This is a genomic window from Prevotellamassilia timonensis (genome assembly GCF_900106785.1).
Lineage (GTDB): Bacteria > Bacteroidota > Bacteroidia > Bacteroidales > Bacteroidaceae > Alloprevotella > Alloprevotella timonensis.
The window spans coordinates 13713-38369 of the sequence record NZ_LT629845.1; the positions used below are offsets into that span (position 1 = coordinate 13713).

Annotated in this window: 21 protein-coding genes; 12 read left to right on the forward strand and 9 right to left on the reverse strand. The window is 48.4% G+C overall.

Translation table 11 applies throughout. The features are described 5' to 3' along the window. Positions 1–124 precede the first annotated feature (124 nt). Both BQ5453_RS08805 and pflA read right to left on the reverse strand, forming a co-directional pair. On the reverse strand, positions 125–748 hold the full coding sequence (locus BQ5453_RS08805) for a helix-turn-helix transcriptional regulator (RefSeq protein ID WP_071122942.1): 624 nt from the start codon (positions 746–748) through the stop codon (positions 125–127). 40 nt (positions 749–788) lie between these two features. Then, a complete protein-coding gene (gene pflA / locus BQ5453_RS08810) occupies positions 789–1523 on the reverse strand; it encodes a pyruvate formate-lyase-activating protein (RefSeq protein ID WP_022101827.1) in 735 nt (244 codons plus the stop codon). Between the two features lie 285 nt (positions 1524–1808). Between pflA and trpS the strand changes: the two genes are divergently transcribed. Together trpS and rpmH are read left to right on the forward strand one after the other, a co-directional pair. Next, complete coding sequence (trpS, locus tag BQ5453_RS08815; protein WP_022101826.1) at positions 1809–2903, forward strand: tryptophan--tRNA ligase; 1095 nt, start codon at positions 1809–1811, stop codon at positions 2901–2903. Positions 2904–3161: 258 nt separating this feature from the next. Next, positions 3162–3320 carry a 50S ribosomal protein L34 gene (gene rpmH, locus BQ5453_RS08820; RefSeq protein ID WP_022101825.1) on the forward strand — a complete coding sequence of 53 codons (159 nt, stop codon included), beginning with the start codon at positions 3162–3164 and terminating at the stop codon, positions 3318–3320. Positions 3321–3960: 640 nt separating this feature from the next. Here the strand turns inward: rpmH and BQ5453_RS08825 are convergent. The 5 genes from BQ5453_RS08825 to BQ5453_RS08845 all read right to left on the reverse strand — a co-directional run bounded on the left by BQ5453_RS08825 (position 3961) and on the right by BQ5453_RS08845 (position 8123). Next, on the reverse strand, positions 3961–4740 hold the full coding sequence (locus BQ5453_RS08825; RefSeq protein ID WP_071122943.1) for a biotin--[acetyl-CoA-carboxylase] ligase: 780 nt from the start codon (positions 4738–4740) through the stop codon (positions 3961–3963). Next, positions 4718–5080, reverse strand: coding sequence for an MmcQ/YjbR family DNA-binding protein (locus BQ5453_RS08830; protein WP_071122944.1), 363 nt, complete (start codon positions 5078–5080; stop codon positions 4718–4720). The genes BQ5453_RS08825 and BQ5453_RS08830 overlap by 23 nt, the downstream gene beginning before the upstream one ends. Then, entirely contained in the window at positions 5077–5481 is a 405-nt protein-coding gene (locus BQ5453_RS08835) for a YraN family protein (RefSeq protein ID WP_071122945.1), read from the reverse strand. Before BQ5453_RS08835 ends, BQ5453_RS08830 begins: the two co-directional genes overlap by 4 nt. Continuing rightward, positions 5481–5927 (reverse strand): nucleoside deaminase, encoded by a 447-nt coding sequence (locus BQ5453_RS08840; RefSeq protein WP_071122946.1) that lies wholly within the window; start codon positions 5925–5927, stop codon positions 5481–5483. The genes BQ5453_RS08835 and BQ5453_RS08840 overlap by 1 nt, the downstream gene beginning before the upstream one ends. Before the next feature lie 75 nt (positions 5928–6002). Further along, complete coding sequence (locus tag BQ5453_RS08845) at positions 6003–8123, reverse strand: Tex family protein (RefSeq protein ID WP_071122947.1); 2121 nt, start codon at positions 8121–8123, stop codon at positions 6003–6005. Between the two features lie 1428 nt (positions 8124–9551). On the opposite strand from BQ5453_RS08845, the gene BQ5453_RS08850 reads away from it, so the two are divergent. The 10 genes from BQ5453_RS08850 to BQ5453_RS08895 all read left to right on the forward strand — a co-directional run bounded on the left by BQ5453_RS08850 (position 9552) and on the right by BQ5453_RS08895 (position 23149). Next, a complete protein-coding gene (locus BQ5453_RS08850) occupies positions 9552–10769 on the forward strand; it encodes a sugar MFS transporter (protein WP_071123597.1) in 1218 nt (405 codons plus the stop codon). A gap of 245 nt (positions 10770–11014) precedes the next feature. Next, complete coding sequence (locus tag BQ5453_RS08855; protein ID WP_071122948.1) at positions 11015–12463, forward strand: ATP-dependent DNA helicase; 1449 nt, start codon at positions 11015–11017, stop codon at positions 12461–12463. 88 nt (positions 12464–12551) lie between these two features. Beyond that, positions 12552–12728, forward strand: a complete 177-nt coding sequence (locus BQ5453_RS08860; protein WP_071122949.1) for a DUF4250 domain-containing protein — start codon at positions 12552–12554, stop codon at positions 12726–12728. Next, complete coding sequence (locus BQ5453_RS08865; protein ID WP_235860104.1) at positions 12725–13123, forward strand: VanZ family protein; 399 nt, start codon at positions 12725–12727, stop codon at positions 13121–13123. Before BQ5453_RS08860 ends, BQ5453_RS08865 begins: the two co-directional genes overlap by 4 nt. Positions 13124–13138: 15 nt before the next feature. Next, positions 13139–13918: a DUF3822 family protein gene (locus tag BQ5453_RS08870; RefSeq protein ID WP_071122950.1), complete on the forward strand. Its 780-nt coding sequence runs from the start codon at positions 13139–13141 to the stop codon at positions 13916–13918. An 89-nt stretch (positions 13919–14007) separates the two neighbouring features. Beyond that, a complete protein-coding gene (locus BQ5453_RS08875; protein WP_022102561.1) occupies positions 14008–14541 on the forward strand; it encodes an RsmD family RNA methyltransferase in 534 nt (177 codons plus the stop codon). A gap of 8 nt (positions 14542–14549) precedes the next feature. Then, entirely contained in the window at positions 14550–16166 is a 1617-nt protein-coding gene (locus tag BQ5453_RS08880; RefSeq protein ID WP_143033351.1) for a hypothetical protein, read from the forward strand. A gap of 332 nt (positions 16167–16498) precedes the next feature. Next, positions 16499–19363, forward strand: a complete 2865-nt coding sequence (locus tag BQ5453_RS08885; protein ID WP_235860068.1) for a porin family protein — start codon at positions 16499–16501, stop codon at positions 19361–19363. A 242-nt stretch (positions 19364–19605) separates the two neighbouring features. Next, positions 19606–20145, forward strand: a complete 540-nt coding sequence (locus BQ5453_RS08890) for a glycosyltransferase family 2 protein (protein WP_083361188.1) — start codon at positions 19606–19608, stop codon at positions 20143–20145. Positions 20146–20470: 325 nt separating this feature from the next. Next, positions 20471–23149, forward strand: a complete 2679-nt coding sequence (locus tag BQ5453_RS08895) for a hypothetical protein (protein ID WP_235860069.1) — start codon at positions 20471–20473, stop codon at positions 23147–23149. Between the two features lie 673 nt (positions 23150–23822). Here the strand turns inward: BQ5453_RS08895 and BQ5453_RS08900 are convergent. Beyond that, on the reverse strand, positions 23823–24152 hold the full coding sequence (locus BQ5453_RS08900; protein ID WP_143033352.1) for a hypothetical protein: 330 nt from the start codon (positions 24150–24152) through the stop codon (positions 23823–23825). Positions 24153–24399: 247 nt separating this feature from the next. Further along, the gene (locus BQ5453_RS14155; protein ID WP_143033353.1) at positions 24400–24621 is read right to left on the reverse strand and encodes a hypothetical protein; all 222 of its coding nucleotides are present in this window, start codon (positions 24619–24621) and stop codon (positions 24400–24402) included. Between the last annotated feature and the right edge of the window lie 36 nt (positions 24622–24657).

The window sequence follows — 24657 nt, forward strand, 5'->3', positions numbered from 1 at the left end:
AATCCCGAAATCACATAGAAGATAAAACGGTTGGTGGGTTAAAAAGCAGACAATCCATAAGTATGCTTTTTAACCCACCAACCGTTTGTTGTAATAAAGAGCGTCCGGCTTTTGCTTGCGCGGCTCAAATGCGTACAATGCCGTGCATTACAGCAAAGATGGTAAGGGCAGACACACTGCGCGTACCAAGTTTCTCGGTCAGATTATTGCGGTGCGTGATGACAGTTGCCACGCTCACCCCCATGCGTGCGGCAATCTCTTTGTTGATAAGTCCGTCCACAATGCCCTTCAGCACTTCGCGCTCGCGTGGTGTGAGGTGTGGCGTGTTGTGGCTACCTGTCTCAGCCTCGGCGCCATTAGGGGTTTGTTGTGCCTCTTTCACCACATCGGGTTCAGCACCATGTTGGTTGTGCGACTTGCTTGCCAGAGCTATGATTGAAGCTACAAGCGCTTTCTCAGGCAAAAACACATTCAGTGCGTGAAAGCCCTGAGGCAGATGGCAAGTGTCATTGCCATGCACCAGTATGATGGTCTTGTGTTGCCGTTTCAAAAAGAAAGACGCATTAGCCAGCACCTCGTCCGCCGATACAAAATAGTGAAAGAAGGTGTCGGCAGAGTTCTCCTCCGTCATGTCCGCAACGTGTGAAAACAAGTACACCTCAGCCCCCGGCATCATACGGCGTATGATGTCGGCCAGCCCCATGCAGGCAAGCGTGTTGGGTGATATGATGGCTATCGAAGGTCGCATATAGTATATTTGCTGATAGAGAGGGGTGTAGAGTGGGGGCTTAGTTTACAACCAGTTTGTCGTTAAAATAGTGTCGCAGAATTTCCTCTGCATGCTGCTTTTGTTCGGGCGTGTTGACAGGCACGTCCTTTAGTTTGTACTCCCACCCAAGGGCTTCGTATTTGTGTACACCGAGTGTGTGGTAAGGCAGCAGTTCGATGCGCTGTAATTGTGTGTAATCCTTAAAGTGCGCTCCCAGTGCGTGCAAGTCCTCGTCAAAATTGCTCACTCCTGGCACGAGCACATAACGTAGCCAAAAGGGGTGGTTGTTCGCTTCAAACCAAGCCGCCGTCTTAAGCGGTTGTTCGTTGCTGCGTCCTGTAATGTATTGATGTCTGTCATTATTAAATTCCTTGATGTCAAGCATCACAAGGTCTGTCAGTTTCCAAAGTTCCTCCACGTCATTGTTCCAGATGGCTCCGTTGCTGTCCACGCAAATGTGAATGCCCTCCTCCTTCAACCGTTTGAACAGTGGAATGAGCGCTTTGGCCTGTACCGTAGGTTCGCCGCCCGAAAAGGTTATGCCGCCCCGTTTGCCAAAGAAAGGTTTGAACGACACGGCCTGTTTCACAATGTGTTCGGCGTCAGTCAGTGTGCTTTCACCCACGGCATCAATCGTGTCGGGGTTGGCACAATACAGACATCTGAACGGACAGCCTTGCAGAAAAACCACGTAGCGCAGTCCCGGCCCATCAAATGTGCCCATCGACTCATAGCTGTGAACGCGTATTTGCATATTTAAGTAGGTATTCAATATTGGTTTGTACAATCAGCAGGTGTCCGATAAACGCTGTTTCAACGTAAAAATAAATATGAGCACCTACTTATTCTTATTGCAAAGTTACGCAAACTTACAAAAAAGCAGTACCTTTGCTGGCAAAATATGCTTATAAGCAGGTGCACACAAGCATTTTCATACTGAAATAGCGTTAACGGGCCACACACCTGGCAACGTGCCGTCAAGGTGAAAAACAGCTCCTGCATATTATACAACAAATCAAAATAAGAACACTGACTAAATATGGCAAAAGATACCGTAATCCTTACAGGCGACCGTCCCACCGGACGCTTGCACATAGGCCACTATGTTGGCTCACTCCGTCGTCGCGTAGAGTTGCAGAATGCTGGCGACTTCAAAAAGATGTTTGTGTTTATAGCCGATGCACAGGCTTTGACCGACAATATCGACAATCCCGAAAAGGTGCGTCAGAATGTAATTGAGGTAGCACTCGATTATTTGGCCTGTGGCCTTGACCCCGAAAAAATCACCATCTTCATTCAGAGCCAGATACCCGAACTCTGCGAGTTGTCATTCTATTTTATGGACCTCGTCACTGTGAGCCGTTTGCAGCGCAACCCGACCGTCAAAACCGAGATAGGCATGCGTGGCTTCGAGTCAAGCATACCTGTGGGCTTCTTTACCTACCCTATAAGCCAGGCTGCCGATATCACCGCCTTCCGTGCCACCACAGTGCCGGCGGGTGAAGACCAAAAGCCTATGCTTGAGCAGGCCACCGAAATTGTGCGCCGTTTCAACCACATATATGGCGACACATTGGTAGAGCCCAACATCTTGTTGCCGCAAAACGCCGTGTGCTGCCGTCTGCCGGGAACCGATGGCAAAGCCAAAATGTCTAAAAGCCTTGGCAACTGCATCTACTTGTCTGACACAGCCAAGGACGTAGAGAAAAAGGTGAAATCGATGTACACCGACCCAACCCACTTGCGTGTTGAGGACCCCGGCCACATCGAGGGCAACACAGTGTTCACCTATCTCGATGCTTTCAGCAAGCCCGAGCACTTTGCAGCGTACTGGCCTGAATACCAAAACCTTGACGAGGTAAAGGCACACTACCAACGCGGTGGACTGGGCGACATGAAGGTAAAGAAGTTCCTCAACAAAATACTCCAAGAGGAACTCGAACCCATTCGTCAGCGTCGTGCCGAGTTTGAAAAGGACATTCCCGCTGTGTACGAAATGCTCAAAAAGGGTTGCGAAGAGGCACGTGCCGTGGCTGCAGAAACCCTTAGCGATGTGCGTCGTGCTATGAAAATCAACTACTTTGACGATGCCGAACTCATAGCCGAACAGGCAAAGAAGTTTGCTTCAAAGTAAGCCGCACAAACGATGGAACTCCTTGGCCGAGCTGCAAACTCGTGCCACAATAACAAGCAAATGGAGCAGAAGATGTATGGGAAACATACATTTTCCGCTGCACAATTTGCTCATTCACAAAAGATTTCCTAACTTTGCAACCCGAAGCGAGAAGGTGCCTCAAAAAGAACGTGAGGCCGCGAGGTCTGTAACATGGTAGTGCTGACCTTTCTCGCGCAATGATATGTATATCAAAAACAAAAAAACAGCATAACAAAAATGAAAAGAACATTCCAACCCCACAACAGAAAGAGAAATAACAAGCATGGTTTCCGTCAGCGTATGCAGACAGCCAACGGCCGTCGCGTATTGGCATCTCGTCGCGCTAAGGGTCGCAAGAAGTTGACCGTGTCTGACGAAGTTCATGGCAAGAAGTAATAAATTATAAGCTACTCCCCAATACCGCACAGCGGTGTTGGGGATTGCTTTTTCAAGGGAGAGGCTGACACCTTTTTGCAGCAAGTGCAATGTGGGTGTCAGCCTCTCTTGCGTGTTTTGTGTTATATTCTGTCCGGTGAAACAATTCTGATATTATGGCACACGGATCGCACCGATTGCACGGATTTTTTCGCAACGTGCTTTAGCACCACGGAGATGACGGATTTGACGGATTTTGTGAGCATTGCATGCTCACTTCGCTATTGGCTCGTTGCTGCGGATAGGTACCTTACTACATAATCTGTGCTAACGTATTTCGCCACGGGTACGTTACGGGCCAATAGCGAAGTGAGCATGCAATGCTCACAAAATTCGTCAAATCCGTCATCTCCGTGGTGTTAAAGCACGTAGCGCGAGCGAAAAAAATCCGTGCAATCGGTGTGATCCATGAGCTACAATATCAGAATGGTTTTACCGGGCTGCAATAACTGTTAATCATAGCTGCATATTTTCCCGACGCGAGACGCGTCGCCCCATTAGAGTTAGCGTTTTTGTCTTGAGTCCGTTCGCATTTTTACGTTTTACCGGACTGCAATAATTGTTTTACCAGGCAGAATAAGTTCTGTCTCAATCCACACCTTTAAGGTCGTTCATCATGGCAAAAGGCCACCTCCTTGAAAGCATAGTTGCAAATAGTGCCATTGCTTTTGCGCAGAGACAATACGCCTAACGGACTAATGCCCTCAATGCTGGCTGCAAACTTGCCACTGGCGTCTTCAAACACATGGTTGCCTTTGCCTCGGTATAAGTGCTCCATGTATTCGTTGTGCAGTGTGGCATAATCGTTGCGCAGTATCAGGTGGTAACGTTTCTCAAACTCACCAACAAGTTTCGACAGCAGTTCGGCGCGGTTGTGATGGTTGCCAGTTATTTTCATGAGCGATATGGGGTTGGGCGCATCGCTTTCAAAAACAGTCTGGTTCACGTTAACTCCCACCCCCGTCAGCGTAGTGGCTATTTGTGTGCCGCACACATCGTGCTCCAGCAGCATGCCGGCAATCTTGTAGTCGAGCCAGTACACATCGTTAGGCCATTTCACCGTCACGCCGCCGTCCACGTGTTTCGCCAATGCGGCCCGCACGGCAAGGGCCAGTGCTTCAGACAGTGCAAACTGATGCGTCACAGGCACCAGGGTGGGGTGGAACAGAAACCCAAATAGCAAGTTCTTACCACGTTCAGCCTCCCAGTGATTGCCGCGTTGGCCGCGTCCCGCGGTCTGATAGTCGGTCGTAGCAAGTACAAATTCCTTGTCGCTGTGCTGATATTGCGGCAGGCGCAGCAGCAGCATGGTCGAGTCTGTTTCGGGCAAATGCACATGCTCCCAGTTGTGCGGCAAATCAATGTTTTGTAAGTTCAGCATAAGCCATTTGTGTCTTTTTAGGCAATTTCTTAAGCACCTCGCTCAGCGAGTGGTCAATCAGTTCATACACCAGTTCGTCGGGCACATCTGTGTCAAACATCACCTCGTTCCAATACTTCTTGTTCCAATGCCAAGCCCCGCGTATGCCGTTATATTTATCACGCAGAGTAATGGCATAGTCGGGGTCGCACTTTGTTACAACCAAATCGGGCCGGTCAAGGTCAATGTAAGCAAAGATCTTGTTGTACACACGGAACAAGATTCCGTCGGGCCCGAAGGCCGAATCCTCTGTGGCCAAGGGCTTGGCCAGGCAGTAATTGCGAATGTCTTCAATGTTCATACTTCAAAGTCGCGTTTATGCTGGCGTTGTTTCCACACCGTCTCCTCGTTGTAGGCATGGCGCAGGTGGGTAATGCAAAAAGGCCTTTGCTTGCCAACCACCGTAATGATGTCGTAGCTGTAAGGCGAACCAAGCAAATGGTTATGTGCCAGATAGGCGCGGCCGGCGGCAATGATATTGCGCTTTTTGTGCAGCGTCACCGCTTCTGCAGCCGGTGCAAAATGTTCGTCGCGTCGCGTCTTCACCTCGACAAACACAATTTCGCCGAACCATTCGGCCACGATGTCAATTTCGAGATGTCCGATGCGCCAGTTGCGTGCCAGTAGCGTATAGCCCTTTTGCGTCAGGTAGAGCAGTGCTTCGTCCTCGCCCTCGCGTCCCAGTTCGTTGTGGTCAGCCATCAGCGTTTACGCTTAAAAAAATCCTTCATCAGTTGTGCACACTCCTCTTCAAGCACCCCGCACACCACTTCGGTTTTGGGGTGCATGGCCTTGGGAGCAAACACGCTGTACCCCCGTTTAGGGTCGCTGGCTCCGTATACCACACGTCCCATCTGTGCCCACCCGATGGCCCCGGCACACATAATGCAAGGTTCCACCGTCACGTACAGTGTGCACACATCAAGATATTTACCATTCAGCGCATCGGCGGCAGCAGTGATGGCCTGCATCTCGGCGTGAGCTGTCACATCGTTCAGTGTTTCGGTCAGGTTGTAGGCACGTGCTATGATGCGGTCGCGGCATACCACCACCGCTCCCACAGGCACCTCGTCCTTGTCGTAGGCCATACGGGCCTGTTCCAGCGCCTTGCGCATATAATATTCGTCGTTCATAAGTGTAGGTTCCATACTTATTTGTCAACCTGTCAACTTGTTACCCCGTCAACAAAGAATTCTGCCAACGGGTTGCTGGTGAGAGATCAGTTACCCTTTAATCAGTTGCAATGCCACCCGTCCGCGTTCCTCGTCAATGTCGAGCACCCTGACCATAACCTGTTGCTGAATATGCACCACCTCAGCAGGGTCCTTCACATAGTGGTCGGCCATGTGCGATATGTGCACCAGCCCCTTCACCTTTATGCCCATGTCCACAAAGCAACCAAACTTAGTGATGTTCGTTACCACGCCCGGCACCTCCATACCTTCGCGCAAGTCGTCGAGCGAGTGCAAATTGTCGGCAAAGCTGAACACCTTGGCTGTGCCGCGCGGGTCGCGTCCCGGTTTGGCCAGTTCGTTCATGATGTCAGTCAGCGTGGGCAGTCCCACCTCGTTGGTACAATAGCGCTTCAAGTCCACCTTGGCACGTGCCTCGGCCGAGGCTATCAGTGTTGGCACGTCGCAGCCCGCGTCCTTGGCCATTTGCTCAACGAGTGCATAACGCTCGGGGTGTACGGCCGTATTGTCCAACGGATTTTCAGCACCAGGAATGCGCAAGAAGCCTGCACATTGCTCGTAGGCCTTGGCCCCCAAGCGTGGCACCTTGAGCAGTGCGCGGCGCGAGGCAAAAGCCCCGTTAGCCGTACGGTAGTCCACAATGTTCTGTGCAAGGGCCGGCCCCAGTCCCGACACGTAGGTGAGCAAATGCTTCGAGGCCGTGTTGAGGTTCACCCCCACGGTGTTGACACAACTCTCAACCGTCAGGTCGAGCGACTTTTTCAGTTCCGTTTGGTCCACGTCGTGCTGATATTGTCCCACACCAATAGCCTTAGGGTCAATTTTGACCAGTTCGGCCAAAGGGTCGGCCAACCGGCGGCCAATGCTTACCGCACCGCGCACCGTTACATCGTAGTCGGGAAACTCCTCGCGCGCCAATTTCGATGCCGAATAAACCGAAGCCCCGTCCTCGCTCACCAGAAAGACCTCCACCCCCTTAAGGTGCAGACTCTTTACCAACTCCTCAGTTTCGCGTCCGGCCGTACCGTTGCCAATGGCAATGGCCTCTATGTGGTATTGTTCAACCAGTGAGTGGAGTTTGAAGCCCGCCCTTGCATACTGGTTTTGTGGTTGGTGTGGAAATATAGTCTCGTTGTGCAGCAAGTTGCCCTGTGCATCGAGGCATACCACCTTGCAGCCAGTGCGAAATCCAGGGTCAATGCCCATGATGCGTTTTTGCCCGAGAGGGGCTGCAAGCAGCAGTTGTTTCAGATTGTTGGCAAACACGTGTATAGCCTCCTCGTCGGCTTTGCCCTTGCTGGCACCGGCAAATTCCGTTTCGATGCTTGGTTTCAGCAGTCGCTTGTAAGCATCGGCAATGGCCATTTCAACTTGTGCGGCTGCCGGTGTGCCCGCCTTCACATAGCCGCGTTCCACCCGGCTTATGCAGTCATCATCGTCGCTTGGCGAGATGCTCACACGCAAGTAGCCCTCGGCCTCGCCTCGGCGCATGGCCAGCAGACGGTGTGAGGTGCAGCGCTTCAGTGGCTCGCTCCAGTCAAAGTAGTCGCGGAACTTGCCAGCCTCGGCCTCCTTGCCTTTCACCACTTTGGAGCGTATCATGCCCGTACACTCAAACGAGCGGCGTACCGTTTGCCGTGAGCGTTCATTTTCATTCACCCTTTCGGCTATGATGTCACGTGCCCCTTGCAGCGCCTCGTCCGTATTGGCCACCTCGCCTTTTACAAAAGATTTGGCAGCCGTTTCTGGCTGTTTGAAGGGTTGCAGCATCAGCATGTCGGCCAAAGGTTCAAGTCCCTTTTTGCGTGCCACTTCGGCCCGAGTCTTGCGCTTGGGCTTGAAGGGCAGGTACATGTCCTCAAGCAGCGTGGCGTCCCAACAGGTTTCGATGCGCTTCTTCAGTTCGTCAGTCAGTTTGCCTTGTTCCTCAATGGTTGTGATGATGTAGTCGCGTCGGTGTACAAGTTCCTCCAGTTTGTCATTCTGCTCCTTAACCTGTGCCACTTGCACCTCATTAAGTCCGCCGGTAGCCTCCTTGCGGTAGCGGCTGATAAAAGGTATGGTAGCGCCCGAGGTGAGCAGGTTGATGGTAGCTTCGACCTGCTTTTCGCGCAGTCCGAGTTGTTTGGCTATTATTTCGGCTATTTTCATGGGTTGTAATCTGTTGTTTGTGATATTGGCGGAATTGGTTAACGGGTTGACAAGTTAACGGGTTAACAGGTAAGTTTGCCAAGCATTTTAGGTCTCTCGGTAGTCTTACTTTAACATGATAAGTAGTGTATGGCATACTTACCAGTCAACTCGTAACCCCGTTAACTTCAAAAAATGCCAATGGGTTTATGATGTTTATGCCCCGTCGGCTTGCTGTCTGATTGTAGCCCGCGTGTAGTTGGTGATGTAAATGTACAACAAAGAGTTGAGATTGACCAACATATTTGGTGCAATTTGCAAATGTGTGCATATCTCGCCGTGGGCTGCACCCCCTATCAATTTATTCTGTGTACATTTGTCTGCACTCTGCACTTTTTGTCTGCACCCCGTTGAAAATCATGCGTTTCGTTAGTGTAGACAACGGCTAAAATAACCTGCACACGTGTATGCACTGAGCGGACATGAAATGTTATATATTGCTGCCACTCCCTCGTTGTCTGCACGTGCATGTTGTGCTGTCTGCCCCGGTGCGTGCACCTGTCAAACCAGTGCCGTGTTACGGCATAGGGCGAGCGGATTTTTGGTCGGACGGAATAAAAATCTGCCCTCCCGAAACTGAGAAAACGGCCTCCCTAAACTGATAAATGCACCCCCCTGACATAGACAAGCAGGCGTGGCGTGTGCAGACAGCAGTGTAGGCATTATTGAGATTTGTCTACACTGCGTAATGCTCTGACTATCAACGGAGTGCAGACAAAAAGTGCAGAGTGTAGACAAAAGTGTAAAGAATAAAATGTAGGGGGCGTGGCATTGCAAATTTGAGTGCACGCGGTGTATGGAATGCCCGAGTGGGCAAGTTTGTAAAATTATTGCTACCTTTGTCCGAGTAATAGGCGGGTGTTCGAATTCTGTTGATATAAATCCGTAGGTGGAATTACTTGTCAACGTGTTTACTAATTCCGCCAACGCGTGATACAACCTAACATTGAATATCTGCTTACACAAACAACCCATTACATGTTCGCCGTCATAATTATATGTGTCGGGCAAATATGTTGAATACCTATTTACTCAAGTTTCTGATTTAGCAAGGGCGGGCTGAAAGCCCAATGGAGCCCATAGCCCAGGGCAAGCGAAGCGGCACCCTGGGTATCGCGTGTTGGAGCAGTCGCGCCCTGTAAGGGCAAAAGCTTTAGGACATGGCGCAGGTGTGGAACAACATATACATACGATGTTCCACTTTAAGACCGCTAAATCAGCTATCAAGTAAGAATAACAACATAAAGGGTTAAAGCTTTTGCCCTTACAGGGCGCGTAGACTCTACTATGCGGAAGTCCCAGGGTGCCGCTTCGCTTGCCCTGGGCTATGTGCTCCATTGGGCTTTCAGCCCGCCCTTGTTAAATCTGAAACTTCAACCTATTTATAGCATGGCAAATACCAAACCAGGTCTGTTCAGAACGGCAGACGGAAAAAATTATTTGTGGCCCTTTGTGTTGGTCACTTCATTATTCTTTTTGTGGGGCTTGGCCCATAGCATATTAGATGTGCTGAACAAGCATTTTCAGGAAACCATGGATGGCGTGGGCAAGACCGAGTCAGCCTTGGTGCAGGCGGTGATGTATGGTGGCTATTTTGTGATGGCCCTCCCAGCCGGACAGATAATCAAGCGCTACGGCTACAGGGCCGGTGTGATAACGGGCTTGCTGCTTTATGGCATAGGTGCGTTGCTGTTCATTCCGGGCGGACAACTGTTGTCGTTCCCCTTCTTTTTGTTTTCACTGTTTGTAATAGGTTGCGGCCTCACGTGCCTTGAAACCTCAGCCAATCCCTACGTAACGGTGCTTGGCAATGCCGAGGGCGCGGCGCGGCGTATCAATCTGTCGCAATCGTTCAATGGGCTGGGGTGGATAGTCGGTCCGCTCATTGGTGGGCATTTTGCTTTTGCAGTGGGTGCCGACAAGGGCAGCATAGCCATTCCCTATGCCATAATAGGCGTTGTGGTGCTGTGTGTGGCACTGGTGTTTGCGCAAGTCAAGTTGCCCGAAGTGCAGGCCGACGGAGTGGCACAGACAGAGTCGGCACACGCCACAGACTCGTTGTGGCAACATCGCAATTTTGTGTATGGATTGATAGCGCTGTTCCTTTATGTGGCAGCGCAGACAGGCATAAACAGTTTCTTTATCAATTATGTGACCGAACACGCAAGTGTGAGCAATGTCAACGCCTCATTATTGTTAGGCTTCGGCGGTATGGGTTTGTTCATGGCAGGTCGTATGGGTGGCAGTTGGCTTATGCTGCGTGTGCGTGCCGAGCGTGTGTTGCTCTATTGTGCCGTAGGTGCCACATTGGCCATGGCTGTACTGCTCAGTGGTGCGGGTGTGGCAGGCGTGGCAGCCTTTATGTTGTGTTATTTGTGCGAGAGCATCATGTTCCCAACCATATTTGCATTGGCCCTGAAGGGAGTTGGCCAACACACCAAGCGTGCTTCATCGTTCTTGATAATGTCAATTGTGGGCGGTGCCATTGCGCCCGTGCTGATGGGGCTTATAGCTGACCATGCAAGCATGGCAATGGCTTTTATCGTGCCATTGTGTTGCTTTGTAGTGATTGCTGCGTATGCTGCGCGCTTTGCTCGCAAGGCATAAGTAATATGCGTTGGCGGAATTAGTAAACAAGTTGACAAGTTAACAGGTGAACAGGTTGACAGGTAAGTATGCCATACACTACTTGTTATGTTAAAGTCATATTGGTAAGAAGCTTGAAAAGCTTGGCAAACTTACCCGTTAACCCGTCAACTTATCAACCCATCAACTTATCAACCCATCACCCCATCAACTTATCAACTTATCAACTAACTTGTCAACTTATCAACTTCGTACATTGACCTTCCATGGCTCTTAACGACGAAATATATCAACTCATAGCGCAGGAATTTGCGTTCCCGTTCACCCCCACACAGCAGCGTGCCGCCACGCTGCTGGCGCATTTTGTTACAACTCCGCGTGCTGATGCCGCGTGCATATTGCGCGGATATGCCGGTACGGGCAAGACCTCGTTGGTTGGCGCCCTGGTACGCGTGATGCGTCTGCTCAAACGCGAGGTGGTGCTGCTTGCCCCAACAGGCAGGGCTGCCAAGGTGTTTTCGCATCATGCCGGCACACCGGCCTATACCATACACCGCGTGATATACCGCCAGCAAACCTTTCAGGGCGAAGGCACACGTTTCTCGTTAGGGTTTAACAAGCTGCGCCATGCCCTGTTTGTGGTGGACGAAGCTTCGATGATAAGCAGTGGTACCGGACAGATGGGCGACAGTCTGTTTGGCTCTGGCGAGCTGATGGACGACCTTGTGCGCTACGTCTATTCGGGCGAGGGGTGCCGTTTGTTGTTTGTGGGCGACACCGCTCAGCTGCCGCCAGTGGGCGAGGAGCAAAGTCCGGCGTTGAACAACGATGTGTTGACGCGCTACGGACTGCTGGTGGGCAGTGCCGACCTGACCGAAGTGGTGCGACAGAGCAAGGACAGCGATGTGCTGTCGGGCGCCACCATGCTGCGGCAGCTGCTGCAACAAGGCTTTGAAGGCATTCCGCCCATCAACACCGACCCGCATGGCGAGGTGCGTGCCTTGCCGGGCAACGAACTGATAGAGAGCCTTGTAAGCGACTATCAAGCCTTTGGGGCCGATAATGTGATAGTGGTGACACGCTCAAACAAGCGTGCCAACATTTACAACAATGGCATACGCTCACGCATATTCGACCGTGAGGAAGAGTTGACGCGCGGCGATTTGGTGATGGCTGTCAAAAACAACTACTTTTGGACAGAGCAATATGCCAAGACGCTGCCCCGCGACGAACGCATGCCGTTCGACTTCATAGCCAATGGCGATACGGCCGAGGTGGTGCGCATACGCAATGTGCATGAGCAGTATGGTTTCAGATTTGCCGATGCCACATTGCGCTTTGCCGACTATGACGGCTACGAGCTGGACTGCCGTGTGCTGTTGTCGACCCTGCAGTCGGAGTCGCCATCGCTCACACGCGATGAGAGTACCCGCCTTTACGAATCGGTGCTTGAGGACTATCAGCACATTCCGCTTAAAAAGGACCGTATGAAGGCACTGCGCCAGGACCCCTACTATAATGCCTTGCAGATAAAGTATGCCTATGCCGTAACTTGCCACAAGGCGCAAGGCGGACAGTGGGCCAGAGTGTATGTAGACCAAGGCTATGTGCCCGACGACGCGCTCGGACAACCCTACTTGCGATGGCTCTACACAGCCTTTACGCGTACCACCGAAAGGGTGTATTTGGTGAATTGGAGCGCGGGGCAGGAGTAAACGACCGTAATTGTAGGTTTTTCAGTTGGAAAGACGTACTTTTGCACTGCATAAGAATCGATTGTAAAATTTCAGAACAAATATTGATATGTCACTACCGCAAGACCCCATGATGCTTTTCAGCTACGTTAATACCAAGTTGCGCGACGACTACAGCTCGCTCGACGCACTGTGTGATGACCTCGATGTGGACAAGCAGCAACTCGAACAGAAAATGGCCGATGCCGGATTTGAGTATAACCCTTCACAAAACAAGTTTTGGTGATATTGCAAAAGCTACGAAAATACTTTCCGCTCACATTGGCATGTGTGGCGCTGATATGGTATCTGTGTCTGTTCCGTCCGCCTCATGTGCGCACGCTTGACGACATTCCTTATATCGACAAGATTGTGCATCTGTCCATGTATCTTGGCACATGCAGCGTGTTCTGGTTCGAATACAAGTGCAACGGCTATAAATGGCACAAGTGCCGCTTGGCCTTGATAGGTGTGGTGGCGCCCATTCTGATGAGTGGCGTGATAGAGTTGGCTCAGGCATATCTGACCACCTACCGCACAGGTGACTGGGCCGACTTTGCCACCAATAGCATGGGGGTGCTGCTCGCTTTGATAGTAAAATATTTTATAGACCAAGCTCACGGCAAAATATGCCGCGGCTAAATCAGACCTACAATTTTGACCCTACATATCCGTATATCCGACACCGACATCTGCTTTGCCACCTACGAAGCAGGTCAACCGCCGAAATTTGAATTTCACCCCTACCATGTGCGTCCGCAAGTGTCGCTCACGGTCAACCTGCGCATGGCCATGCAACAGGTTGAGATGTTGCAGCAACAGTACGACAAGGTTGAGGTGTATGTTAATGCCACCGTCACCCCCGTGCCACTGGCCGAGTTTCAGGAGGAGGACGTTGAAACAACCTACAACTTTTGTTTCACGCCCGGCGACAAGCAACGCGTGTTTTACGACACGGTGCCAGCCTCGAACGCCGTATTCCTTTTTGCCCTGCCAGAGGTGACATGCCGCACCCTCGAGGAGGCTTTTGGCGAGGTGCGCTATACCGCAGCCCTGACCCCCTTGGTGCAGCATTTTGCACAGAAGGGCATCGACACCACGCATGGCAAGCGTCTGTTCGTTTATACCCATGATGGGGTGATCGACGTGCTGGTGCTCGAAGACAGCCGCCTTGTAATGCTCAACACCTACATGGTGCGCACACTAACCGATGTAGACTATTATGTGTTTAATTTGGTGCGCCATTTGGCACTCGATGTGGCCGAAACACCCCTGTTTGTGGCAGGCGCGCCCTTGCTGCGTGACCCTGTGATAGACGAGTTGCAGAAATATGCCCCCCGCGTGTATCCCGTCAATCCCTCGGCAGAGTTCAACCGCAATGTGGTATCAACCACCGAGGGGGTGCCGTACGACCTGATGTGTGCACTGCTTAAATAGCTATATTTACCCATTAACACGCGTTGGCGGAATTCTGAGTTAACAAGTCAACTTGTTTGCTAATTCCGCCAATGTTTCTATTAAAGAATATGCGAATTATAACAGGAATATACAAAGGACGCCATTTTGAAGTGCCACGCACGTTCAAGGCCCGTCCCACAACCGATTTTGCTAAAGAAAACCTGTTCAATGTGTTGCGTGCATACGTAGACTTTGAAGATACCACCGCGCTCGACCTCTTTGGTGGTACGGGCAGCATATCGCTTGAGTTGCTATCGCGCGGCTGCCGGCGTGTGATGACCATCGAAAAGGACCGCCGCCACTTTGCTTTCATACAGCAGTGTCAGCGTGCTTTGGGCGATGAGGCGTGGACACCCATGTGTGGCGACGCCTTGCGCTTTATTGAACGTTGTGGCGAGTCGTTCGACTTGGTGTTTGCCGACCCGCCTTATGCACTGCCCGAACTCGGCGAATTGCCCGACCGCGTCATGCAGTCGGCTCTGCTGAAAGAGGGAGGCTTGTTCGTGCTTGAGCATGGCAAGAACTACGACTTCAGCAATCGCCCCGACTTTGTAGAACACCGTGCTTATGGCAGCGTAAACTTTAGTTTCTTCAGAAAATAAGTGTCTTAATGGCATATATAAATAGGATAGCGTTATTATTTGTCTTATTGCTCGTGTTGGCTTCGTGTCGGCGCAGCCATGTGGCAGCTATCAAGCAATCCATGAGTCTGGCCGACAGCTTTCCAGACCGTGCATTGAATATTCTTGACAGTGTCAGACAGCAAAAGGTGTCAGATGCTGAGCAACCATTATATGCTTTAGCCTATACAATGGCTTTGGGCAAAAAGAGCATTGAAGTGGACGATGACAGCCTGTTGCGCATTGCATATAACTATTATAGCAAATTGCCCAACGACAGCCTGTATGGTCGCTGTATGTATTATATGGGAAACTACTTCCACAGAAGCGACAGCGACGCCAAAGCCATTTATTGTTTGAAAAAGTCGATAAAGGCTTCTATCGCTTTGCGTGATACCAATTATTGGTGCAACGCTTTGCGTGTGCTTTCTGAGTCAGAGCGTTACACCCATCCAAAACGCTCGTTGGCTTATCTCAACAAGTGTATTGCCATTTACAATTCCTATTCTCATGCCATAGTCTACAACAAATTGGCCTTTGCCAATGCCCGGGTGTTGTACTATGCACAGACGAGTCATTACGACAAGGCAAGGGCAGAGATGAACGAGTCGCTAAAATTAGCTGAGGCGTATGGTGACACAGCGATGTTGGCAGACGGCTACATGTTGATGGCAATTATTGAGACCTGGAGCGAAAATGGCAAGGAGGCCGTAAAATGGGCAGAAAAGTTGTGGCAGTTGAGGCGGGAAGTTCGTGACCGTATAGTACTTGCCGAGAGTTATAGCTTGTTAGGCGAATACGAAAAGTGTGTGCAATTATTACGCCCTGTGATGCAGGGTAAAGATCTGGCAGATGCTTACGAGGCATATTCCATTTGCCAGGTTGCAGCAGTCCGCAAGCATGATGAGCAGGCCATATTAGCCTATACAGATTCGGCCACAAACACATTAGAGGTGCTGTTTCGCAATTCATTAGATGAAAGAAATAAGTATTATTCAGAGCTGATGCAGAAATCGTCAGAAAAGCGTGATGCAGACAAACGTATGCTAATATATGTGGCGTCTATTGTTGTCTTGGCGGTGATTATTGTGTTGTTGGTATGTATGTGGCGGTATAAGCGTGCACACATGAAGAAAATGCAAGCCATTGAACTCGACAATAAGAACAAAGAATTGGCTTTACAGCAACAATTAGCAGAGAAAGAAACCATGCTCCATAAGGTTGAGATGCGGCAACAACGTGAGAGGATAGACCTGTTGAAAAAGTATATTACCAATAATATAGACGTCGTAACGATGATAACGCAGAGTGCCAACGGGTTAGGTGCACATATTGAGATAGATGAAAATGGCTGGGAGGCTATAAGCAATTATCTCGAAAACGCTGATGATGGCTTTGTGTCAAAAATCCGACGTCTGCATGCCGATTTAGGAATTAACGACTTGCGCTTCCTGATGCTTGTGCGTATCGGGTTCTCTACAAAGACGCTTGCCCAAATATATTGCATCAACGAAGGCTCTGTTAAGCAACGCCTGCTCAAGTATAAAGCAAAATTGAATATAACGGATTCCAAAATGTCAGTTCGTGAGTACGTGACGTCGTTGTAATGCAAATGTATACCATCTGTATACCTTGCTAAATATGAAAATATATTGATAATCAATAAGTTCGTATAAAACAAGGTATACCCGTGAAGTATACCTGCTTTTTTTGTTATACAGCACCGAACTGCGTAATTTTGCAACATCAAATCTTAAAACAACATAGTATGAAACTTAAACGATGTATATAGATTTTACAAAGGCTCCTACAAAGTCAGCCAATAGTGATATTATTTCCGATTTTATATACCCCCTTTAAGGGGTGCTAATCATTATTTTTTAACTTACTTGATGATATTATGCGTAAGATATTTATAGGTGTAATGAGTGCGTTGTGTATGAATCTATACGCACAAAAGAATGATTCTATAAACGTGTTGGTACCAGTGGCAGACGCCTTTACAGGCAAAGTGATAGAAAATGGCAAGGTTGAGGTACTGGCTTTAGATTCAACATTTATAGCAGAGGGACAATGGAGTTATTCTGAAGATAATGGCGTACGTACTGAAACTTGGCTGAATTTACGGGTTCCGAGTAATGGACGTTATCTGCTGCGTTTAACACAGAATGATTATTTTACAACATATCAGCAAATAGTCATAGAAAGGTCGAAACGTGCTGGAGCTGATGGTTACGTTACATTGAAAGATAAAATCAAGATGCGCAAACGTCCAGATGCAATGAAAGATAAGCAACTGGGCGAGGCTGTGGTTACAGCCACAAAAATCAAGATGGTGATGAAGGGAGATACCATTGTATACAATGCAGATGCTTTTCAACTGTCAAAAGGCTCAATGCTCGATGCACTCATAGAGCAGTTGCCAGGTGCAGAATTAAAAGATAATGGCGTAATTACGGTTAATGGAAAACAGGTCAGCAGTTTGCTTGTTAATGGTAAAGACTTTTTCCGCGGTGACCCCAAAGTGGCACTTGAAAATTTGCCGGCCTATATGGTGAACAAGGTAAAAGTGTATGAGAAGGAAACCGATTTTGAGAAATTCTCAGGCATAAAAGAGCGGGAACGCCCCTTGGTGATGGATGTAAATCTTAAAAAGCAATATAGCATAGGTTGGATAGCTAATGCCGAGGCAGCCTATGGCACAAAAGATAAATATTTAGGCCGTCTGTTTGCTTTGCGCTTTACCGACTGTTCGCGTATTGCCATGTATGGCAACATCAACAATACCAACGACACACGTCGTGCAGGTTCAAAGGGCGATTGGACACCAAGCAGCTTGCCTGAAGGGGTGCAAACGAGTCGTACCGGTGGGGCAGAGTACTATTACGAAAACCGTCAAAAGACTTTACAATGGACCAGTAACCTCACTGTGAGTGATGTAGATAACAATACGTCTACTTTTACGAACAGCGAGAGCTTTTTGCCGTCAAATAACTTCTACTCTCAGAGCAAGCAAAATGGTAACCATGACTTTACTACGTTATCGACAAACCATGAATTTGTGGTAAACAAAGCTGGGCGTCATAAAGGTGGCGTAAACTTTTCTGGCTATAAAAATAGTGCAAACTCCTTGAAACTATATGGTGGGTTCAATAGCGACCCTTATGCATTGATACAAGCCGGTGCGCTCGATTCATTGTTTATGCCAGGTAACAATAAAATCAAAGAAATAGCACAATATCGCCGCCGTGAACAAAGTATGCTCAATGGGAAATATTGGAGTGTAACAGCACCTTACAATTTGTGGCTATTCCCTTTCAAAGATAAAGGCATATACGATTTCTTCTCGTTAAACGTTGTAGGTAGTTATGACAAATACACACATGATGCTTTTAATACGTATAATTTGCAGTACCTCAATGGCACGTCAAATGATGAGTACAGAAACCGCTATCAGCCTAAAACAGAGAGACACTATAACTACAGCGCAGATTTAACCTACCTCACAGTGTTTGGCGATTTCCAGCCCAGCATAATGTACGGGTATTCGCAAGATTATCGCAGTGGACGTGATGAGCTGTATCGTCTTGACAAGTTGGACAACTGGAGCCAGAACAGCAACGCTACGCTTGGCACCCTGCCTTCTGCCTCTTCAGAGTTGCAGGACGTACTTGACTTGCAGAATAGTGTATATTCATCATTGTGGAAACGTTTGCACCAACTGAATTTTGAAGTACGTTATCGTAATAAGGCCGCTAATAATACCGAGGTGACTGTTACGTTTCCTGTCAATATTGAACTGGACCACTTGCTATACAATCGCAGTGGACGACATTTTGATTTACATCGCACCAAGCCTCTCTTCATGGCCAAAGGTGCAATGCAACAAGTATTTCGTAAAGAAGGTGAATGGGAATTTGTCAGTTTGAAACTGAACTACAACTTCACACGTCGCCAGCCCGATCTTGTTAAAAACCTCGATGTGGTAGACGATAGCAACCCGCTCTATATACAGAATGGTAATTCGGGCCTGAAGACTACAGCCATGCACAATGTAATGTTCGAGATATATGTGCGGCAAAAGCGGACTTACAGGTTCAACTTCTCATATAACCGCACGCACAACGCGTTGGCTACAGAACGCACCTTTGTGCCTACAACAGGTGGTTATATCGTGCGCCCTGTAAATGTTAACGGAAATTGGACTACCGATGGCAAGTTCAATATCACGCATAATCTTGGTAAAAAGAAACTCTTTACGCTGAGCAACAGCACCTCTTACACATTTAGCCACAGTGTGGATATGGCAAACATTGCAGGTTCTGTAAATAACGCCCTCAGCACTATTAAGAACCTCTATCTGCACGAGCAACTGTCGCTCGATTATAGCAAGAATGGCTGGAATATCGGTGCCAAGGCGCGTGCCAGCTACAGCCATTTAGCAGGCAACCGTGCCGACTTCAACACCATCAATGCGTGGGATTACAACTATGGCATTACAGCCCGCATACCCATACCGGGCGGTATAGGTTTGAGCACAGACTTCACCATATTCAGCCGCCGTGGCTACGACGACCCAAGCCTCAATAGCGACGATGTGGTGTGGAACATGCGTCTGGAGCGCAGTGTGCTGAACGGCAATCTCACCTTTGCCGTTGACGGCTTCGACATTCTGCATAACCTGTCAAAGGTGACGCGCACCGTCAATGCCCAGGGCCGCATAGAAAGCTACTCAAATGTGCTGCCGTCGTACTTCATGGCGCACGTGATATACAAGCTCAATATTCAGCCAAAGAAGAAGTGATGGGTTCAGGTATTGACGTGCCGAACAAATAATATAGGGTGATTACAGACTTTCTCTATAAAAATGCAGAAAAGTTTGCAATATGTAAAAAAATAAGCCTATATTTGCGCGTAAAGTTCAATCGAGTGCCAAAGACTCAACAATGCTTGACATTCGATAACCGGCTTATAAAGCGGCTCTTTGAAGATGAGCATGTGACTTTAAGTTACTATTACTAACCTTATCAAATATCCAATCCTATCATGTCAAACTATAGCAAACCTCCTACCGTATCCGTTTGCATGCCCATGTACAATGCTGCGTTACATTTGCAAGAGTGTCTTGACAGCATACTCTCGCAAACATTTGGTGATTTTGAACTGTTGATAGTGGATGATGGTTCAACTGATGAGAGTGTGGCCATAGTTGAGGCATGCAACGATACGCGTGTGCGCTTGATAAAGAATGAACATGACTATATCGCATCGCTTAATTTGTTGCTGGCAGAGGCAAAGGGCAAATATATTGCACGCATGGACGCTGACGATGTGATGATGCCATACCGACTCGAAGTGCAACATGGGTATATGGAAAAACACCCAGAGGTGGGTGTGCTTGGTGGTGGCTTGCTTCGTTTTGGCAAGGCCGAGGGGTGTGTGCAGCCTATTAGCAATGTGACGATGTACGACATGGTGAATGTCTGCTGCATGGCTCACCCTACGGTAATGATGCGTGCCTCGGTGTTGCGTGAGGGTGGACTTGTGTGGCTTGCTTTAATAACTGCAAGTTGTAGCCGTTGGTGACCACTAACATGACTCTGTTAAGAATAATGTGGGCGTTGTTTCCTCCAGTTTTTGCGTGATTCGCGGCCCACATTATTCATTAACAAACCGCTAATATTCTTAATTAAGTACCATGAGAAACATATTTATTGCACTATTATTCTTCCTCCCTTTTTTTGCTCAAGCCCAGCAATCTGATTCGATCATGATCTTGATGCCTGTTGCAGATGCTTTTACCAAAGATATAATATACGATGGTGGGGTAGAAGTGTTGCGGACTGACTCTACTTATGTGTGTAGGGGAGAATGGGGGGTGCAAAGAAATGATGGTATCCCGGTGACAGCAATGATCGAGTTCAAGGTTCCATGTAATGGTAACTATCTGTTACGCTTGTCGCATGAAAAATATGAGACGCTTTATTACCCTGTAAAGGTACAAGTTCGGAAGGACGCACAAGCAGCTTGCTTTGATGATGTGATAAAGATGCGCAAACGTCCAAGGAATCACCAACTTGGAGAGGCTGTAGTAACAGCTACCAAAATAAAAATGGTGATGAAGAATGATACGCTTGTTTATAACGCAGATGCGTTTCAATTATCGCAAGGCTCAATGCTTGATGCACTTATTGAACAATTGCCAGGGGTGCAACTCAAGGATAATGGTGTTATAACCGTTAACGGCAAAATGGTAAGTAGTTTACTTGTAAATGGCAAGGATTTTTTTCGTGGCGACCCCAAAGTGGCACTTGAGAATTTGCCGGCCTATATGGTGAATAAAGTGAAAGTGTATGAGCAGGAAAGTGACTTTGAGAAGTTTAGCGGACATAAGGAAGTGGAACGCCCAATTGTGATGGACGTAAACCTTAAAAAACAATACAGCGTGGGCTGGATAGCCAATGCTGAGGCTGCTTATGGCACTAAGGAAAAATATTTAGGACGTTTGTTTGCCATGCGTTTTACTGCATGTTCGCGTTTAGCCATGTATGGCAACATCAATAATACAAACGATACGCGTCGCGCTGGTTCAAAGGGCGAGTGGACACCAAGTAATTTGCCTAATGGCGTGCAAACGAACCGAACGGCAGGCGCTGAATATTTTTATGAAAACCGCAACAAAACGTTTGAATGGACAAGTGATGTGACGGTTACAGACTTGGACAATCACACGGTGACAAACACAAGCAGCGAGAGTTTTTTGCCTTTAGACCATTTTTATACGCAAAGCAGGAGTGATGGCAACCATAGCTTTACGTCATTGCAATCAAACCACAATTTCAAAGTACAGAAAAAGGCGCATCAAAATGGCGGTGTTAGCGCATACTATTATAAAAGTCGCTATCATTCATTGAGCCGCTATGGTGGCTTCAACAACGACCCTTACGATTATGTGGTCAAAGGCAAAGTACTTGACACTTTGTTTATGCCCGGCAGTAATAAATTGCTACAAATTGCTCGTTATCGCCGTGCAGAACAATATCTTATGAAATCGGACTATTGGAGTGTGTCAGCACCTTACAGTTTGTGGATCTCCCCATTCAGAAACAAAGGACGTTTTGACACTTTTACTTTTGATATATGCGGCAGTTACGACAAGTACAATTACCATGCGTATGACACTTACGATTTGGAGTATTTCAATACGCAAGCGATTGATGACTATCGCAATCGTTACTACGAAAAACCTGCAAGTCATTACAATTATTATGCAAAGGCAGCCTATAGAACAATGTTTGGTGCTTGGCAGCCTAACGTGTCGTACTGCTATACGCAGGATTATCGCAGTGGAAGCAACGACTTATACAGGCTTGACCGCCTTGAAGGGTGGGGCAAGGATGGAATGAATGATTTTGCAACCTTGCCTTCAACTTCAACCGAACTTCAGGAGGCACTTGACGTGCAGAACAGCACGCATACCGAGCGATGGAAGCGCACACATGACCTCGCATTTGGTTTGGCCTGTCAATTCAAAAACAGATCGAGAACGCATTTGTCATTCAGTGTGCCAATAAAAATCGAACTCGAGCATCTGCTCTACAATCGTGACGCCCGCCATTACGATGTGTGCCGCAGTAAACCAATGGTTAATTTTAACGGCCGATTGCAGCATAATGTGTTTTTCAAGGGTGGAGCTATTAACTTCAAACTTTACTACGATTTGTCGCACCAGCAGGCGGATTTGCTCAAGACTATTGAGGTTGTAGACAACTCCAATCCGCTGTATATACAACAAGGCAACGCCTCGTTGCAAACGGCGGTAGTACATAAACTGACGTTAGATGCTCTTGTGCGGACGGGTGATTTGCCACTTTGCAACGTAAAGATGTCGTACTTGCGTACACACAATGCGTTGGGAACAGAACGCACCTTTGTGCCTGTAACGGGCGGTTACATAGTGCGCCCTGTAAATGTAAACGGTAATTGGGGCACAGATGGCTCTGTGGCTATAACGCGTAATGTGGGTAAAAAGAAATTGTTCACGTTGAGCAATACAGCCTCTTACACGTTTAACCACAGTGTAGACATGGCAAACATAGATGGTGCCACAGACAATGCACTCAGTGTGTTCAAGAACCTTTACCTGCACGAGCAACTCTCGCTCGATTATAGCAAGAATGGCTGGAATGTCGGTGCCAAGGCGCGTGCCAGCTACAGCCATTTAGCAGGCAACCGTGCCGACTTCAATACCATCAATGCGTGGGATTACAATTACGGCATTACAGCCCGCATACCCATACCGGGCGGTATAGGTTTGAGCACAGACTTCACCATATTCAGCCGCCGTGGCTACGACGACCCAAGCCTCAATAGCGACGATGTGGTGTGGAACATGCGCCTGGAGCGCAGTGTGCTGAACGGCAATCTCACCTTTGCTGTTGACGGCTTCGACATTCTGCATAATCTGTCAAAGGTGACGCGCACCGTCAATGCCCAGGGCCGCATAGAAAGCTACTCAAACGTGTTGCCATCGTACTTCATGGCACATGTGATATACAAGCTCAATATTCAGCCCAAGAAAAAGAAATAGTAAAAAAGGCTTGCGCGAAGGTGGGTGGAACGAATGTCCTGCTTACTTTTGTGCAAGTCACACAATTATTGCTGTACGGTAAAACGCCAAAACGCACATTTGATGCTTTTGCCCTTACAAGCAGGGTGTTCAAAATCGGCATCAAAAGCAAGACCGTTTTAGGAAATTCTATTCGTTGTTATGGCTGTTCGGTGAAAAGTAAACATGCGAACGGATTCAAGCACCAAACGCAAGCACTAATGGGGACGACGCGTCCCGCGGAAAAAGATTCAGCTATTATTTAGTGTATTTTCCCTTTTAATTTTCCCGACGCGAGACGCGTCGCCCCCATTAGAGGTAGCGTTTGGTGGTAGCGTTTGGTGGCGGCGTTTGGTGCTTGAAGAAACGCAAGCACTAATGGGGGCGACGCGTCCCGCGTCGGAATAGAGATAGGAGTTAAATACGAACACTACTACTGCTAATAATAGCTGCATATTTTTCCGACGCGAGACGCGTCGCCCCCATTAGAGGTGGCGTTTGGTGGTGGCGTTTGGTGCTTTTGGCCTTTTATTGACATCATCGGCTGCGGCTCAGCAATTCAAGCAAGCTTGATTGCATTCGCCTTGCACGTTGATTCAGGCCGTTCCCGTCCAAATCCGAAACTTGAATAATGTAGCCTTGCAACTGCACCAGTTCACGTCCCAGAGCCACGGCAGTGAACTTCTCCTTTGTTCGTTTGGGCGCGCCGTTGCACCTCGGGCGTGCGGTCAAGCACATTATAGCGAAAGTCGCACAGTTCGTCCATAAGCGCGATGGTTTGTTCCGTCAGACCGCAGTCCGTAGTGCTGCCAGTCGCTTGCGGTGCGCAGTCAGTGTCGTTGCCCATGCGTTTTTGCGGCTGGGGCGTTTCAGTGTTTTTAGTTTGTGGTTCCGGGCTATGTCCGATAGCGTCTATCAGTTTGTCAACGCCACGTTTCACAATGGCATCGGCATAGCGCAGCATTTTGTTAAGCATTCGTTTCATGGTAGTTACTACAATTTGGTTTAGTACAAAATTAAAGTGCTGCAAAGGTAACACCAAGACATTGCACCCCACAAAAAAAGTGTACAATTTGTACACAAATATTTGCCCCCTCCCCGTCATCCCTCTTGTAAAAGAGTGCGTGCGTTTTTACTGCCATCTTACACTTTTTGCACGTAACAAGTTGATATTCAGAGTTTTCAAGAGTGTAAGATGATTTTAAAGTATCTTACACTCCCCTGCACACATCTTACACGCCTAACTCCGCTGCCGCGCAGTCGGTTTTGTCGTATGCGGTGGGTTTTACGCCATAGGGACGTAGAAAAATCAGTCGGAGCAACAGACTTTTCTGTTCCCCTATGCCGTAATATCCTCCTCCCGTGCTTGTGCCGTGTGGCAGCGTGTGGGTTGTGTAGGTTGTGTGTAGGTGAAAATTGTAGTATCTTACACTAAACAAAGTGTTGATAATCAATGAGTTGTAGCATGTTTGTGTAAGATGTAAGATACT

Coding starts and splice junctions, on each gene's coding strand:
- BQ5453_RS08805 (WP_071122942.1), bottom strand. CDS start 748: ATGCGACCTTCGATAGCCATCATATCACCCAACACGCTTGCCTGCATG.
- pflA (WP_022101827.1), bottom strand. CDS start 1,523: ATGCAAATACGCGTTCACAGCTATGAGTCGATGGGCACATTTGATGGG.
- trpS (WP_022101826.1), top strand. CDS start 1,809: ATGGCAAAAGATACCGTAATCCTTACAGGCGACCGTCCCACCGGACGC.
- rpmH (WP_022101825.1), top strand. CDS start 3,162: ATGAAAAGAACATTCCAACCCCACAACAGAAAGAGAAATAACAAGCAT.
- BQ5453_RS08825 (WP_071122943.1), bottom strand. CDS start 4,740: ATGCTGAACTTACAAAACATTGATTTGCCGCACAACTGGGAGCATGTG.
- BQ5453_RS08830 (WP_071122944.1), bottom strand. CDS start 5,080: ATGAACATTGAAGACATTCGCAATTACTGCCTGGCCAAGCCCTTGGCC.
- BQ5453_RS08835 (WP_071122945.1), bottom strand. CDS start 5,481: ATGGCTGACCACAACGAACTGGGACGCGAGGGCGAGGACGAAGCACTG.
- BQ5453_RS08840 (WP_071122946.1), bottom strand. CDS start 5,927: ATGGAACCTACACTTATGAACGACGAATATTATATGCGCAAGGCGCTG.
- BQ5453_RS08845 (WP_071122947.1), bottom strand. CDS start 8,123: ATGAAAATAGCCGAAATAATAGCCAAACAACTCGGACTGCGCGAAAAG.
- BQ5453_RS08850 (WP_071123597.1), top strand. CDS start 9,552: ATGGCAAATACCAAACCAGGTCTGTTCAGAACGGCAGACGGAAAAAAT.
- BQ5453_RS08855 (WP_071122948.1), top strand. CDS start 11,015: ATGGCTCTTAACGACGAAATATATCAACTCATAGCGCAGGAATTTGCG.
- BQ5453_RS08860 (WP_071122949.1), top strand. CDS start 12,552: ATGTCACTACCGCAAGACCCCATGATGCTTTTCAGCTACGTTAATACC.
- BQ5453_RS08875 (WP_022102561.1), top strand. CDS start 14,008: ATGCGAATTATAACAGGAATATACAAAGGACGCCATTTTGAAGTGCCA.
- BQ5453_RS08880 (WP_143033351.1), top strand. CDS start 14,550: ATGGCATATATAAATAGGATAGCGTTATTATTTGTCTTATTGCTCGTG.
- BQ5453_RS08885 (WP_235860068.1), top strand. CDS start 16,499: ATGAATCTATACGCACAAAAGAATGATTCTATAAACGTGTTGGTACCA.
- BQ5453_RS08890 (WP_083361188.1), top strand. CDS start 19,606: ATGTCAAACTATAGCAAACCTCCTACCGTATCCGTTTGCATGCCCATG.
- BQ5453_RS08895 (WP_235860069.1), top strand. CDS start 20,471: ATGATCGAGTTCAAGGTTCCATGTAATGGTAACTATCTGTTACGCTTG.
- BQ5453_RS08900 (WP_143033352.1), bottom strand. CDS start 24,152: ATGAAACGAATGCTTAACAAAATGCTGCGCTATGCCGATGCCATTGTG.